Here is a 12890-nt window from a genome sequence, read left to right as displayed (position 1 = left end):
TGAGGGAGTCCTATGCGTCATTTCGGGCACATCGCCCCCGAGGTGCGGGAGCGTCTGTTCCACCAGGAGCCGTGCGAGTTCACCGCCGATTCCCCGGCCCGGCTGCTGTCGGCCGCCCTCGGCGCCACGCTCTACAGCCCGGCCACCCGCCCCCGCCTCGCCGACGACGTCCTCAAGCAGAGCCGGGCCGGTGTGGTCTCCATGGTGCTGTGCCTGGAGGACTCCATCGACGACGCGGACGTACCGGCCGGTGAGGACAACCTCGTCCGGCAGTTCGCAGAGCTGGACGCGCGCGCCGGGGAGGAGCCGCCGCTGCTCTTCATCCGGGTGCGCACCCCCGACCAGATCCCCGACCTGGTCCGGCGCCTGGGTCCCACCGCCCGGCTGCTCTCCGGCTTCGTGCTCCCCAAGTTCACCGGGGAGCGCGGGATGCCGTTCCTGGAGGCGCTGAGCGAGGCCGAGAAGGAGAGCGGCCGGCGGCTCTTCGCGATGCCCGTCCTGGAGTCGACCGAGCTGATCTACCGCGAGTCCCGCGGGGAGACGCTGGACGGCATCATGCGCGCGGTCGGCAAGTACCGCGAGCGGGTCCTCGCCCTGCGCCTCGGCGTCACCGACTTCTGCTCCTCCTACGGCCTGCGCCGCGCCCCCGACATGACCGCCTACGACGTCCAGATCGTCGCCTCGGTGATCGCCGACGTGGTCAACGTGCTGGGCCGCGCCGACGGCACCGGATTCACCGTGACCGGTCCGGTCTGGGAGTACTTCCGCGTCCCCGAGCGGGTCTTCAAGCCCCAGCTCAGGCAGAGCCCCTTCCTTGAGGTGCGGGCCGTCGAGCTGCGCGAGAAGCTGATCGAACACGCCATGGACGGCCTCCTGCGGGAGATCTCCCTCGACCAGGCCAACGGCCTGCTCGGCAAGACCTGCATCCACCCCTCCCATGTCATGCCCGTCCACGCGCTGTCCGTGGTCAGTCACGAAGAGTTCAGCGACGCCCAGGACATCCTGCGGCCGGAACGCGGCGGTGGGGGTGTGCTGCGGTCGGCCTACACGAACAAGATGAACGAAGTGAAGCCCCACCGCGCCTGGGCCGAGCGCACCCTGCTGCGCGCCGAGGTCTTCGGCGTGGCCGGCGAGGACGTCGGCTTCGTGGAACTGCTCGCCGCCGGCATCACCGGCTGACCCTCCCGCCGCCGGGGCGACCCGGCCGACCTCCCCCCACCTCCAAGGAACGCATGAACAACGCAGTGAACGACGGCATCTGGTCCGGCAGATGGGTCGCGGAGCGGCTCGGTGTCGAGCTGGAGGGCGACGACGAACTGCCCGCCCTCCTCGGGCTCGCGCTGCGCCGCAACCCCAAGCGGGCGCATCTGCTGGTCTCGCACGTCCTCGGCAAGCACGTGCCCCAGTCGCCCACCGTCGTCTACGGCCACGGCTTCCGGCTCGGCCGCCGGGTGCGCGCGCTGCTCGGCGACACGGAGGCCGCCGGGACTGTCGTCCTGGGCTACGCGGAGACCGCCACCGGCCTCGGCCACGCCGTCGCCGACGGCCTGGGTCTCGCCCCGTATCTGCACTCCACCCGCCGCCCGGTGGCCGGGGTGGACCGCGCGGGCGGCTTCGAGGAGTCCCACTCGCACGCCACCTCCCACCTGCTGCTCCCGGCCGACCCGGCGCTGCTCGCGGGCGCGGGCCCGCTGGTGCTCGTGGACGACGAGTTCTCCACCGGAAACACGATCCTCAACACCATCCGCGACCTGCACGAACGCCACCCCCGGCAGCGGTACGTGGTGGTCGCCCTGGTCGACATGCGCTCGCCCGAGGACGCCGGACGCCTGGAGCGGTTCGCCGCCGGGATCGGCGCCCGCGTGGACCTGGTGGCGGGCGCGTCCGGGACCGTACGGCTGCCGGAGGGCGTGCTGGAGAAGGGACAGGAGCTGGTCGCCCGGCACGGGAGCACCGCACCCGGCCCGGCCGCGCGGGCGGACGGCGAGGACGGGACTGCGCACGGCCGCACCCCCCGCGTCGACCTGCACTGGCCGCGCGGGCTGCCCGACGGCGGCCGGCACGGCTTCACGCCCGCCCACCGCGCCCGGCTGGAGGCCGCGTTGCCCGCGATGGCCGCCCGGGCCGCCGAGGCGCTGCCCGAGGGCGCCCGGCGGGTGCTGGTGCTCGGCTTCGAGGAGCTGATGTACGCCCCGCTGCGCATAGCCCGCGAGCTGGAGCAGCTCGTCCCCGCCGAGGTCCGCTTCTCGACCACCACCCGCTCACCGGTGCTCGCCGTGGACGACCCGGGCTACGCGATACGCAGCAGCCTGGTCTTCCCCGACCACGACGACCCGGCCGACGGGCCCGGCGAGCGGTACGCGTACAACGTCGCGGGCGGCGGCTTCGACACCGTCCTCGCCGTCGTCGACTCCGCCGCCGACACCCCCCGGCTGCATGCCCCGGGCGGCCTGCTGGACCGCCTCGCGGCCCACGTCCCGAACGTCCTGCTCGCGGTCGTGCCGTCCTACGTCCCCGAGCCACTCGCCACTCCCGAAAGGCCGCCCATGCTGCCCGAGCCCCTCCGTGGCCCCGCCTTCTCCTCGTACGCACCCGACGAGGTCGGCTGGCTGCTCCAGGACCTCTCGGACATCACCCTGGAGGCGCCGACGGAGGAGCGCGAGGAGGCCGTGCAGAGCGGCGGCGCGCACTACGCGGAGTCGCTGCCGGTGGAGTACCAGCCCAGCGAGCGCTACCAGGAGCTGTTCCACGCCGCCCTGGACGCCTCGGCCGCCCGGATCGCCCAGGCGGTCGGCGTGGTCACGGAGACGGTCCTCACCGAGGTCGCCGCCCGGCCGCGCCCCGGCGCCCCGGACGAGACCCCTCGCCCGGTGCTGGTCTCCCTCGCCCGCGCGGGCACCCCGGTCGGCGTGCTGATGCGCCGCTGGGCCCAGCACCGTCATGGACTCCAGCTCCCGCACTACGCCGTCTCGATCGTGCGCGGCCGGGGCATCGACGCCAACGCGCTGCGCTGGCTGGCCGCCCACCACGACCCGCGCGACGTCGTCTTCGTCGACGGCTGGACCGGCAAGGGTGCCATCACCCGCGAACTCGCCGCCGCCATAGAGGAGTTCGAGCGCGAGGAGGGCATCACCGGCTTCGATCCGGAGATCGCCGTCCTGGCCGACCCGGGCTCCTGCGTGCGCACCTACGGCACCCGCGAGGACTTCCTCATACCCTCCGCTTGCCTCAACTCGACGGTTTCCGGCCTCATTTCGCGCACCGTGCTGCGCGCCGACCTGGTCGGTCCGCACGACTTCCACGGCGCGAAGTTCTACCGCGAACTCGCGGGCGCCGACGTCTCGGTGGCCTTCCTGGACGCCGTCTCCGCCCGCTTCCCCGAGGTCGAGGAGAGCGTCGACGTGGCGGTCAAGGAACTGCTGGCCGGGGACCGCGCACCGACCTGGGAGGGCTGGCGGGCCGTCGAGCGGATCAGCGAGGAGTACGGCATCCACGACGTGAACCTGGTCAAGCCGGGTGTCGGTGAGACCACCCGGGTGCTGCTGCGCCGGGTGCCCTGGAAGATCCTCGCCAAGGCGGGCGCGGGCGCCGACCTCGACCATGTCCGCCTGCTCGCCGAGCAGCGCGGAGTGCCGGTGGAGGAGGTCGACGAGTTGCCGTACACCTGCGTCGGCCTGATCCACCCGCGCTACACGCGCGGAGCGACGGGCGCCGACGGCCGGGCGGTGGGCGTCTGATGACGGTCATGGTGGCGAGCGACCTCGACCGCACGCTGATCTACTCCGCGGCGGCCCTCGGACTGACCATGCCCGACGCCCGGGCGCCCCGGCTGCTGTGCGTGGAGGTCCACGAGAGCAGACCGCTGTCCTTCATGACCGAGACGGCGGCCGGGCTCCTGACCGCGCTCGGGGACGCGGCGGTGTTCGTGCCGACGACGACCCGCAGCCGCAAGCAGTACCAGCGGATCAACCTGCCCGGTCCGGCCCCGGCGTACGCGATCTGCGCCAACGGCGGGCATCTGCTGGTCGACGGGGTCACCGACCGGGACTGGCACGCCGACGTGCAGCGACGGCTCGCCGCCGCGTGCGCGCCGCTGGCGGAGGTCCAGGACCACCTCGCCGCGACCGGCGATCCGCTGTGGGTGCGCAAGCAGCGCGTCGCCGAGGACCTGTTCGCCTACCTGGTCGTCGAGCGCGAGCTGACGCCCGAGAGCTGGGTGGCGGAGCTGACCGGCTGGGCGGCGGAGCGCGGCTGGACCGTCTCGCTCCAGGGGCGCAAGCTCTACGCCGTCCCCGGGCCGCTCACCAAGAGCGCCGCCGTGCACGAGGTCGCCCGGCGTACGGGTGCGGATCTGACGCTCGCGGCCGGGGACTCGCTCCTCGACGCCGACCTGCTGCTCGCCGCCGACCGCGCGTGGCGGCCGGGGCACGGGGAGCTGGCCGAGGCGGCCTGGACGGCGCCGGCGGTCCAGGCGCTGACGGAGCGCGGGGTGCTGGCGGGGGAGCGGATTCTCCGGGAGTTCCTGGGCGCGGCGGGAAATGGGGCAGCGACGAGCGCGGCGGCGGTTCCGGCGCCGGCTTCCGCACACACGTCGGCCCCCGCTTCGGCTGAGGTGCGTCCGTAGGGGCCGGTGGGTGCGCCGGGTGGCGGTTGCGGTGTGCGGTGCCGACGGGTGCCGGGCAGCGGTGGCCGATGCGCTGCGGCGTGGATCAGCCGCAGCAGCCCCCGCCGCAGCAGCCGCCGCCTCCGCCGGACGGGCTCTGCGCGGGGGCGGCGGAGGTGCCGCCGACCGCGACCGCGGAGAGCAGCTTCACCGTGTCGTCGTGGCCCGAGGGGCAGGCGGCGGGGGCGGCGGACTCGGCCATGGGGCGGCTCAGTTCGAAGGTGTCGCCGCAGGTCCGGCAGCGGTACTCGTAGCGAGGCATGGGGACAGGTTAGCCGCCGGACCGCGCGGCGGGGCGGGTCACTCGGAGGTCGTGTCCGGGCGTGTGCCCCCTTGCGCGTCCCTCCCCTTCGGGGGCGACTCCTGATCCGTGAGGGCGGGCCGGTCCGCGCCGGTCAGCGCGGGCTGCGCGTCCGGGTGGTCGGGGTGCCGGGCGCGCCAGTACGGGTTGTCGTGCGGGAGGACCGAGCCGACCCGGCCGTACATCCCGAAGGTCATCAGCAACAGGCCGACCACGAAGGTGAAGTACACGTTCTGGATCTTGAACGCCAGGATGTTGCTGTCCGTGCCCAGCAGGCCCAGGTTGATGAATCCGTTCAGGATGAACAGCACGCCGAAGACCATGTTCAGCGTCGAGGCGAAGTTGCCGCCGATCACCATGCCCACGAGCAGGACCAGCCCGACGACGATCGAGAGCACGCTCAGCGCGCCGTTGGTGTTGAGGCCCGCCACCATGTCGGCGCCGGTGTTGAAGGGCCCGATGTGGTCGATCACGCCGAGGATGCCGAAGATCAGCAGGAAGAGACCGATCAGTCCGGCGCCGATCCGGTAGACCCTGTTCAGCTTGTGGTCCACGGGCAGGTGCTCGTCGAACGGGATGCGACTGTGCCGGTGTCTGGTGCGCTCTGCGTGTGTGGCCATGTCCGCCTCCCTCAGGGCGTTGGGGCAGGCCATACGGTTCATCCCAATATCCGCCCGGTGGGCCGGTGGCGGCAACACAGGTGGGGCATCCGGGCCCGGTGGGTGGGGCGGGGATGAGCGTTCGGTGACGGGTGACCGGGGGCCGGTGCGGTGCCTGGTGACCTGTGCCCGCCGCCGCGGACTCAGTGCCCGGAGCCGCGCTCCTCGCGGATCTGGGAGACGACCCGGGACGCCGTCTCCCGTACGGCCTCCGTCTCGGTCAGGAAGTGCCAGTAGTCGGGATGGCGGCCGCTGTCCAGCGTCGCGATCGCCCGGTCGAGGCGGGCCACCGCGTCGTCCAGCGGCCGGGCGTGCCGGGGCTCGGGCGCCGTACGGCCGGTCATGGCGAGCCGCTGGGCGTCGCGGAGCGCGAACCTGGCCCGTTCGATCTCGGCGCGGGGGTCCTTCTGGACGGCGTTCAGCCGGTTCAGCCGGTCACCGGCGGCGGAGACCGCCTCGTCGGTGGTGCTGAGCAGGGCGCGGACGGTCGAGAGCAGCGAGGTGGCGTCCGCCCACCGCTGCGCCTCCCGCGCGGAGCGCGCCTCGGCGAGCTTGCGCTCGGCCTGCCGTACGTTCTCCCCGGCCTGCTCGGGCACGTGCTGGAGGTCCTGCCAGCAGGCGGCGGTGAAGCGCCGGCGCAGCTCGCTCAGGATCGGCTCGACCTGTCCGGCGCGGGTGGTCAGCGCCTGGGCGCGGGTGCCGAGGCTGACCAGTCGCCGGTCGATCTCCGCGGCCTTCTCCGGCAGCCGCTCGGCCTCGGCGCGGATCGCCGCGGCCTCCCGCCGTACCCGCTCGGCGCGCTCCAGGGTGGCGGCCGCGCCGTGCTGTCCGGCGCCCTGGTTGAGTTTGGTCAGTTCGGGGGAGAGCGTGGCGAGTCGCGCCGCGAGATCGTCGGCCCGCAGCCGCTTCTCCCGTACGGCGTCCAGCGCGTTGCTCGCTCCCAGCAGTTCCTGCCGCGCCCGCTCCACGGCCGGGGCGAGCCGCGCGAGCTGCGTCTCCGCCTTGCCGAGCAGCGGCCCGAGCGAACTGGCGAACCGGTCCAGCTCCTGCCTGACCCGCACCAGCTCGTCCTTGGCCGCGGTCAGCTCGGCCCGCGCCCGCACGGCGACGGCGGCCTCCAGGTCGTCCCGGTCCAGGTCCTGTGCGTCGACCGCCTCGATGTACCGGTGACTGGCCTCGTCTATCCGCCGTCCGAGCGCGGCGAACCCGTCCACGGCGCGCCGGGCCTCGGCGGAGTCGTCGACCGCCCCGATCGTCTCGATGGCGATCAGCAGATCCCGCTGCGCGGTGTCCAGCTCGTAGAACGCCTCCGCCGCCGCGTCCTTCGCCGCCTGCGCCTCCATCCGCTGACTCTCGGCCCTGCCCCCGAACCAGCGCCGGGTGCCACCACCGGCGAAGGCGAGGGGCAGGACGAGGAGGGGGAGAGCGAGCAGGAGGGCGGTGTCGCGGAGCGGGGAGGGAGTTCGGGGACGCGAGGTGGCGGCGCGCGGCGTCGAGGGGTCGCGCCGGGTGCCGGCGTCTCGCCGGGCGATGCGGTCGCGCGGGGCGCCGGGCCGGTGTCCGACCCCTGCGGTCGACGGCGGGTACGGCTGCGAACCTGACGGCGTGCCCGGTGTCCCCGTCACAATCCCTCTCCCGTGCTGTCCTGCGGCGCCCTGGGTGGAGCCATTCTCCCACCCGACGTAGACGAACACACGGCCCGGTCAGTTGCCTGCACGCGCCTCCTGCCTCGCAGAACGGGTTTGCGGTCACGCGGCGCGGTCAAGGTAAGCTGTCGCTCGACCCGGCCACGTGCCCGGTCTTCACGGGTGCGTAGCTCAGGGGTAGAGCGCCTGCCTTACAAGCAGGATGTCGGCGGTTCGAAACCGTCCGCGCCCACAGGTCAGAGGTCCTTCACCGACGTGGTGAGGGGCCTCTTCCCGTTTGTCCGGGGTCCTTCTGCCCCTCTGTGAGTGACCCCGCCGTCAGCGATGGTTCTCGTTGAACCGGGCGATCAGGGGGGAGAGTTCGAGGAGGCTCTCGATGTGGAACGTCGGGAGGCGGTCGGATTTCCTGTCGTGGGGGTGGAGGGCGGCCCAGGGGCCTCGGTGGACGAGGGCGGTGTGGAGGCCGGCGGTGTGGGCGGGGTGGATGTCGTTGTCGAGGCGGTCGCCGACGTAGAGCATCTCGTGGGGTTCGGCGGGGATCAGCGAGACGAGGCGGGCGAAGAAGGCGGGGTCGGGTTTGGCGGTGCCCCAGTCGTCGGAGAGTCCGATCAGGTCCACGTCGCTCGCGAACAGTTCGCGCAGGTGACGGCCGGCGAGGGTGTCCTGGTTCGCCGCGATCCCCAGCCAGAGGCCGTCGGCGCGCAGGGTGGCCAGGGTGTCCCGGACGTCCGGGTAGAGGTCCTCCTCCGTGATCGTCCGGGGCAGGCCCGCTTCCTCCCGCGCCTCCCGCTCCGCGCTCAGGTCGAAACCCGGGCGGAACTCCTCGAACACCTCTCGCCAGTCGTCGCCCCGGGCCACGACCGCGCCGAACACCGCGCTGAACGTGTGCCGGGGCACGCCCAGCCAGTCCGCCCAGGCGCCCCACTCGGCGGTCTCGTCCACGAGGCACTCGCCCACGTCGAAGATCACAGCGCGAATCATGGGGGCAGCGTATCCAGCGGTCGTCCTCCGGTGGAGCGGGTTCGCGGGGCGGGGGAGCGGCCCCTCACCTCGCGAACCGTCCGGCCGTCCGTCAGGCAGGCGGCTGCTCCTCCTCCGCGTGCTTCAGCTTCGAGCGGGCGTCCACCCGGTCCGTCGCCGTTGTCTCGGACCAGAAGCGGTGGCCGGTGACGAACACCGCGAGTTCGTGCTCACGGCGGCGGAGCTTCTCCACTTCCGCCTGCTCGTCGGGGGTCCAGCCGGGGGAGGCGGGTCGTTCGATCTTGCGCCAGCCGAGGTCGTCGCTGAAGCCGTCCAACGGCTCCACCGACCAGGGGAGCCGCTTGAGCAGGGCCGACAGCTCGGCCCGGACCTGGTGCAGCTCCGCCTGCCCGGCGAGGAGGTCACTGGGGAATTCGGGGGTCGTAGCCACACGGCAATGGTACGCCTGTTCGAATCCGTACGACGCGTTCGCTCGGCCGGTTCAGTCGAACGAGTGTTCCGGGAGGGGCTGGATTGACGGCCCGGTCCGCGGGAACCGCAAGGTCCGCCCCCTTCGCGACCCGCCCTCCCTCAGTACCCCGCCGCCCGCAACTCCTCCACCACCCGCGTCGCCACCGGCACCGCCACTCCCCGCGCCTCCGCCGCCCGCAGCAGCGCCCCGCCGACCGCGTCCAGCTCCAGCGGCCGTCCCTCCTCCGCGTCCCGCTGCATCGAGGACTTCGCGCCGGGCGGGAAGGTGTCGTAGCGGGCGAGCAGCCGTGCCGCGTCCGTCGGGGCGCCGCACGCCCGGCCGACGGCCGCCGTCTCCGCCACCAGCGCCTCCAGTTCCCTGCGGTGCCGGTCGAGCACCACGTCCAACGGGGCGGCGTACCGAGTGGTGAGCAGGGCGAACGGGGCGAGGAAGGCCAGCTTCGTCCAGAGCGTCGCCGTCTCGTCCCCGGTCACCCGGGCCGTCACGCCCGAGGCGGTGAGCGCGGCGGCGAGTGCGTCGAGGCGGTCGCGGGGTGCCGTCGCGCTCGCGAGGTCCGCCTCCACGAACGGGCTGCCCTGCTCGATCACCACCGGGTCCGCCGAGACCCGCGTCGACTCCACCCGGATCGCGGCCGGGGCCACCTGGGCGGAGCCGTAGCGGGCGCGCAGGGCGGCCGGGTGCTCGACGCCGTTCAGGAACGGTACGAGGAGGGCGTCGCCGAGCGCCTCCGCCGGGACGCGGGACAGGGCCGCGTCCAGGCCCGTCTGCTTGACGGCGACGAGGCACGCCTCCACCGGCTCGCGCAGCATGGTGTCCGCCTCCACGGGCGCCGTGAACTCCCCGAACTGGCGGCTGCGGACCCGGATTCCGTTCTTGCGCAGCGACTCCGCCGTACTCTCGCGCGCCAGGCAGATCACCCGGTGCCCGGAACGGGAGAGCAGCGCGGCGAGCAGTCCGCCGACTCCGCCGGGGCCGAGTACGGCGATGGTGGGCTTGACCGTCATGAGATGACTCCTGTCATGGGTCGGCCCCGGGAGTCGGTGGCCGCCGCGGAGGATCATGACATGCGGGCGGGCGACGGGGGAGTGCCCGTTCGTACGGCGAACCCCGGCTCCCCGCGCCACACTTGACCCATGTGCCGGAGTATCAAGACGCTGCGCCCGCCCGTACTCCCCGGTGAGGCCACCGAGGACGACATCCACGCCGCCGCGCTGCAGTACGTACGCAAGATCTCGGGCTTCCGCGCCCCCGCCGCGCACAACCGCGAGGCGTTCGACCGGGCGGTCGCGGCGGTCGCCGAGGCCACCGCCGAGCTGCTGGACAGCCTGGAGGTACGGGGGCAGAAGAAGGCGACGACGCCGGGCTGACGGCGAGGACCGGACCGCGCTCGGCCCAGCCCGGAATCACGCGCTCCCGACCCTGGTGCCGGTCTGACGATTCTCGTCTGCCGCGCGGCCGCCCTCCGGGCGACGACGGGAATGGTCAGACAGGCCCTACGCCTCCACCGGACGTCGCCGCATCAGATACGCCGCCCCCGACCCCGCCGCGCACAGTGCCGCCACCGACACCCCCGTCGCCAGCCAGGTCGCGCCCAGCCAGCGGGCGCCGTAGTAGCCGAGGGCCACGCTGTAGCCCGCCCAGGACAGTCCCGCGAGGGCGGACCAGGGGAGGAAGTCGCGGGCGCGGCGGTGGGCGGCGCCCGCGCAGAAGGAGACGACCGAGCGGCCCGCCGGGGCGAACCGGGCCAGCACCACCAGCGCGCCGCCGCCCCGCGCGAGCGCCTCACCGAGTCGTTCCTGCGCGCTGGTCAGGCGCCGGGAGCGGGCGATGGCGCGGTCGAGACGCGCGCCGCCGCGCCAGGCCAGGCGGTACGCGGCCAGGTCGCCCGCGACCGAGGCGACGGCGGCGCAGATGATCAGTACGACGGTGTCGGGCACGTCGTGCGGCACCCTGCCCGCCGCCGCGCCCGTACCGGCGGCGGCCGCCGTGGCCGCCGTGATGACGAGCACTCCGCTGGGCAGCACGGGTACGAAGACGTCGAGCAGAACCGACACGGCCACCATGGCGTAGATCCAGGGACCGGCCGCCAGGAACCCCACACTCTCCAGCACCACGACTCCCTCGTTCCCCCGATGACAGCCGTACAGCGTACGCCTGACGGGGTGACGGATGGTTCACAAGAGGATCAAGTGACAGACACGGCATGTTCACGACGGGGTCACGGAGCCGAGGGGCACCCGCTGCGGGAGCCCGGCCGCACGGTGTCCACACCGAGTACGGGATCGACGGGCGCCACGAGCTGCCGGGTGGCCACGGCCAGGAGACGTGCCGGGGCCTCTCCGTCCAGCAGGGCGCTCACGTACGCGAGCGCGTCGCCGGGCGAGAGCACCGGCAGGCGTCGCCGCAGGGACCGTGCGGCGTGCGGGCGTCCGTGGGAGGCGGCGGCCACCTGGATCTCGTCATGCAGATCGTCCACCGCGGTGCGCACGGGCAGCCCGCGTATCCGGGCGCGGTAGTCGGTCTCCCACGCACCCGTCCTGGCCGAGAGGACCCCGATCCGGTGCAGTCCTCCGTCGAGGCGGTCGACCAGATACGGGCCCGTCCCGACCAGCATGGCTGCCGGATTCCGGGTGCGGACGAACTCCTCCGACTGCCAGAAGACGATCCACACCAGTTCGTGTTCCTCGACATGGGTCACGACCGTGCGCGTCGTGTCGACGCCGAGGGCCCACGACTGCCGGTCCTCGCGCTCCAACTGTTCTTCCACGATCCGGATCGCGGCATCCCGTCCGATCATGCGGGCAGCTTCCCGCAAGGGGCGCGGCTTAGGCTTCCGAATTTCGCGCGCCCCGCCGCCCGTCACGCCGTCACCCGCCCGGCGCGTCCAGCGCGCCGACCCCGCAGCCGTGCCGTACCAACGGGGAGAGGCCCGCGCGGCGGAGGTGCCGTGTTGCCGAGGGCCGGGGAAAGGCGAGGTGGGCGTGATGGTGGGTGCTGGTCTGTGGGCGGGGGCCGTGGCCGTGGTGGTGCTGGCGGCGACGCCTGCCGCCGCCGGCGGGTACACCGTCGACGCGGAGGGCCGGTTCGCGCCGCCGGCCGCCTTCGTGCCGTCGGCGGCGGTGACGTACGACCAGTCGCTCGTCCCGGCGGCCGGCACGATCCGGGTGCGTCAGCTCACCGGGCCCGGCGCGGCCACGACCGTGGAGCTGAAGGTCGGCGGACTGCGGCCCGGCCACACCTACGGCGCGTACGTCCACCAGCGTGCCTGCGGTTCCACCGGCGCCGACGCGGGCGACCGGTACCGCGACGCCGCCGCCGCGGGGTCCACCGCCGCCAACGAGGTCCGGCTCGGCTTCAACACCGACTCCCGCGGCGCGGGCGCGGCGAGTGTCCGGCACACCTGGGGCTTCCGGAGGAACGAGGCCGCCTCCGTCGTGATCCAGGACCGCCCCGGCACGGTGGGCGTCCGGCGCGTCGCCTGCTTCACCGTGCCGTTCGGCTGGGTCACCGGGATGTCGTGACGGCGGCGGGGCAGCCCGGTCCTGCGCGCACGCGTGGCCCGGGGGGCTCAGGTCCCCGCCGGGGCACGCTCGTTCACAGACGCGTCGTCACGCCGCGACCGGCGCTTCCTCAGCGGCCGGTTCCGCCGCCGTGGCCGTCGTCGTACGGCCGGGCAGCAGGCTCTCGGCGGCGAAGGCGCCCGAGCCCGTGAAGACGAGGAGGAAGAAGGACCAGCAGAAGAGGACGGAGAGTTCGCCGCCGTTCTGGATGGGCCAGAGGGCGTTCTGCTGGTGGACGTCGAAGTAGGCGAACGCCATCGAGCCGGAGGCGATCAGCGCGGCGCCCCGGGTGCCGAGGCCGAGCAGGACGAGGGCGCCCGCGACCAGCTGGATGACGGCCGCGTACCAGCCGGGCCAGGTGCCGGCCGGGACCGTTCCGCCGTGGGTGCCGACGGCACCGCCGAGGACGCCGAACAGCGAGGCCGCGCCGTGCACGGCGAACAGGAGGCCGACGACGATGCGGAAGAGCCCGAGGGCGTAGGGCTGGGCTGTGTTGAGCCGAGCGGACATGGGGGGGGTTCTCCTCTTTCGGTTACGGCGCGCCCCGCGCGTCCGGCGACGCTGCCGGACGGGGGCCGCCGGGCCGGTGACGTGGGGCGGCGGGTACC

General features: G+C 73.6%; 14 protein-coding genes and 1 tRNA gene. 6 read left to right on the top strand and 9 right to left on the bottom strand.

From position 1 onward, the window contains the following. Positions 1 to 12 precede the first annotated feature (12 nt). Genes ACWEEU_RS12110 through ACWEEU_RS12100 form a run of 3 tightly spaced genes read left to right on the top strand, consistent with a single transcriptional unit; the run spans position 13 to position 4624 of the window. On the top strand, positions 13 to 1179 hold the full coding sequence (locus ACWEEU_RS12110; protein WP_385743815.1) for an HpcH/HpaI aldolase/citrate lyase family protein: 1167 nt from the start codon (positions 13 to 15) through the stop codon (positions 1177 to 1179). A gap of 53 nt (positions 1180 to 1232) precedes the next feature. Then, the gene (locus tag ACWEEU_RS12105) at positions 1233 to 3737 is read left to right on the top strand and encodes a phosphoribosyltransferase (RefSeq protein WP_451731296.1); all 2505 of its coding nucleotides are present in this window, start codon (positions 1233 to 1235) and stop codon (positions 3735 to 3737) included. Next, on the top strand, positions 3737 to 4624 hold the full coding sequence (locus ACWEEU_RS12100; RefSeq protein WP_451731294.1) for an HAD family hydrolase: 888 nt from the start codon (positions 3737 to 3739) through the stop codon (positions 4622 to 4624). The genes ACWEEU_RS12105 and ACWEEU_RS12100 overlap by 1 nt, the downstream gene beginning before the upstream one ends. Positions 4625 to 4709: 85 nt before the next feature. Here ACWEEU_RS12100 and ACWEEU_RS12095 read toward each other — a convergent pair whose 3' ends face one another. The 3 genes from ACWEEU_RS12095 to ACWEEU_RS12085 all read right to left on the bottom strand — a co-directional run bounded on the left by ACWEEU_RS12095 (position 4710) and on the right by ACWEEU_RS12085 (position 7248). Continuing rightward, a complete protein-coding gene (locus tag ACWEEU_RS12095) occupies positions 4710 to 4925 on the bottom strand; it encodes an FmdB family zinc ribbon protein (protein WP_451731291.1) in 216 nt (71 codons plus the stop codon). Positions 4926 to 4963: 38 nt separating this feature from the next. Continuing rightward, positions 4964 to 5584 (bottom strand): DUF4383 domain-containing protein, encoded by a 621-nt coding sequence (locus ACWEEU_RS12090; RefSeq protein ID WP_451731288.1) that lies wholly within the window; start codon positions 5582 to 5584, stop codon positions 4964 to 4966. A 182-nt stretch (positions 5585 to 5766) separates the two neighbouring features. Then, positions 5767 to 7248, bottom strand: coding sequence for a hypothetical protein (locus ACWEEU_RS12085; protein WP_451731285.1), 1482 nt, complete (start codon positions 7246 to 7248; stop codon positions 5767 to 5769). 181 nt (positions 7249 to 7429) lie between these two features. Between ACWEEU_RS12085 and ACWEEU_RS12080 the strand changes: the two genes are divergently transcribed. After that, a tRNA-Val gene (locus ACWEEU_RS12080) sits at positions 7430 to 7501 on the top strand. 86 nt (positions 7502 to 7587) lie between these two features. On the opposite strand, the gene ACWEEU_RS12075 is transcribed toward ACWEEU_RS12080, so the two are convergent. From ACWEEU_RS12075 to ACWEEU_RS12065, 3 genes are all read right to left on the bottom strand, one after another. After that, positions 7588 to 8250: an HAD family hydrolase gene (locus ACWEEU_RS12075; RefSeq protein ID WP_451731282.1), complete on the bottom strand. Its 663-nt coding sequence runs from the start codon at positions 8248 to 8250 to the stop codon at positions 7588 to 7590. Between the two features lie 91 nt (positions 8251 to 8341). After that, positions 8342 to 8680, bottom strand: coding sequence for a hypothetical protein (locus ACWEEU_RS12070; RefSeq protein WP_385743839.1), 339 nt, complete (start codon positions 8678 to 8680; stop codon positions 8342 to 8344). A gap of 140 nt (positions 8681 to 8820) precedes the next feature. Then, positions 8821 to 9726, bottom strand: a complete 906-nt coding sequence (locus tag ACWEEU_RS12065) for a ketopantoate reductase family protein (RefSeq protein WP_451731279.1) — start codon at positions 9724 to 9726, stop codon at positions 8821 to 8823. A gap of 129 nt (positions 9727 to 9855) precedes the next feature. Here ACWEEU_RS12065 and ACWEEU_RS12060 point away from each other — a divergent pair, with 129 nt between their 5' ends. Further along, complete coding sequence (locus ACWEEU_RS12060; protein ID WP_451731276.1) at positions 9856 to 10089, top strand: DUF2277 domain-containing protein; 234 nt, start codon at positions 9856 to 9858, stop codon at positions 10087 to 10089. Between the two features lie 126 nt (positions 10090 to 10215). Here the strand turns inward: ACWEEU_RS12060 and ACWEEU_RS12055 are convergent, their stop codons facing one another. Then, the gene (locus ACWEEU_RS12055; protein ID WP_385743846.1) at positions 10216 to 10833 is read right to left on the bottom strand and encodes a DedA family protein; all 618 of its coding nucleotides are present in this window, start codon (positions 10831 to 10833) and stop codon (positions 10216 to 10218) included. A 107-nt stretch (positions 10834 to 10940) separates the two neighbouring features. Beyond that, complete coding sequence (locus tag ACWEEU_RS12050) at positions 10941 to 11519, bottom strand: YrhB domain-containing protein (protein ID WP_451731273.1); 579 nt, start codon at positions 11517 to 11519, stop codon at positions 10941 to 10943. Positions 11520 to 11706: 187 nt separating this feature from the next. Between ACWEEU_RS12050 and ACWEEU_RS12045 the strand changes: the two genes are divergently transcribed. Further along, a complete protein-coding gene (locus ACWEEU_RS12045) occupies positions 11707 to 12243 on the top strand; it encodes a superoxide dismutase family protein (RefSeq protein ID WP_451731270.1) in 537 nt (178 codons plus the stop codon). 87 nt (positions 12244 to 12330) lie between these two features. On the opposite strand, the gene ACWEEU_RS12040 is transcribed toward ACWEEU_RS12045, so the two are convergent. Continuing rightward, complete coding sequence (locus ACWEEU_RS12040; protein ID WP_451731267.1) at positions 12331 to 12792, bottom strand: DoxX family protein; 462 nt, start codon at positions 12790 to 12792, stop codon at positions 12331 to 12333. Positions 12793 to 12890 lie beyond the last annotated feature (98 nt).

The organism is Streptomyces sp. NPDC005004 (genome assembly GCF_053600675.1).
Note: the sequence above shows the minus strand (reverse complement) of the source record. Positions and strands in the feature narration are given on the sequence as shown.

Excerpts from the sequence above, each read along its gene's own strand:
- ACWEEU_RS12110 (WP_385743815.1), top strand. The coding sequence starts at position 13 with ATGCGTCATTTCGGGCACATCGCCCCCGAGGTGCGGGAGCGTCTGTTC.
- ACWEEU_RS12105 (WP_451731296.1), top strand. The coding sequence starts at position 1,233 with ATGAACAACGCAGTGAACGACGGCATCTGGTCCGGCAGATGGGTCGCG.
- ACWEEU_RS12100 (WP_451731294.1), top strand. The coding sequence starts at position 3,737 with ATGACGGTCATGGTGGCGAGCGACCTCGACCGCACGCTGATCTACTCC.
- ACWEEU_RS12095 (WP_451731291.1), bottom strand. The coding sequence starts at position 4,925 with ATGCCTCGCTACGAGTACCGCTGCCGGACCTGCGGCGACACCTTCGAA.
- ACWEEU_RS12090 (WP_451731288.1), bottom strand. The coding sequence starts at position 5,584 with ATGGCCACACACGCAGAGCGCACCAGACACCGGCACAGTCGCATCCCG.
- ACWEEU_RS12075 (WP_451731282.1), bottom strand. The coding sequence starts at position 8,250 with ATGATTCGCGCTGTGATCTTCGACGTGGGCGAGTGCCTCGTGGACGAG.
- ACWEEU_RS12065 (WP_451731279.1), bottom strand. The coding sequence starts at position 9,726 with ATGACGGTCAAGCCCACCATCGCCGTACTCGGCCCCGGCGGAGTCGGC.
- ACWEEU_RS12060 (WP_451731276.1), top strand. The coding sequence starts at position 9,856 with ATGTGCCGGAGTATCAAGACGCTGCGCCCGCCCGTACTCCCCGGTGAG.
- ACWEEU_RS12050 (WP_451731273.1), bottom strand. The coding sequence starts at position 11,519 with ATGATCGGACGGGATGCCGCGATCCGGATCGTGGAAGAACAGTTGGAG.
- ACWEEU_RS12045 (WP_451731270.1), top strand. The coding sequence starts at position 11,707 with ATGGTGGGTGCTGGTCTGTGGGCGGGGGCCGTGGCCGTGGTGGTGCTG.
- ACWEEU_RS12040 (WP_451731267.1), bottom strand. The coding sequence starts at position 12,792 with ATGTCCGCTCGGCTCAACACAGCCCAGCCCTACGCCCTCGGGCTCTTC.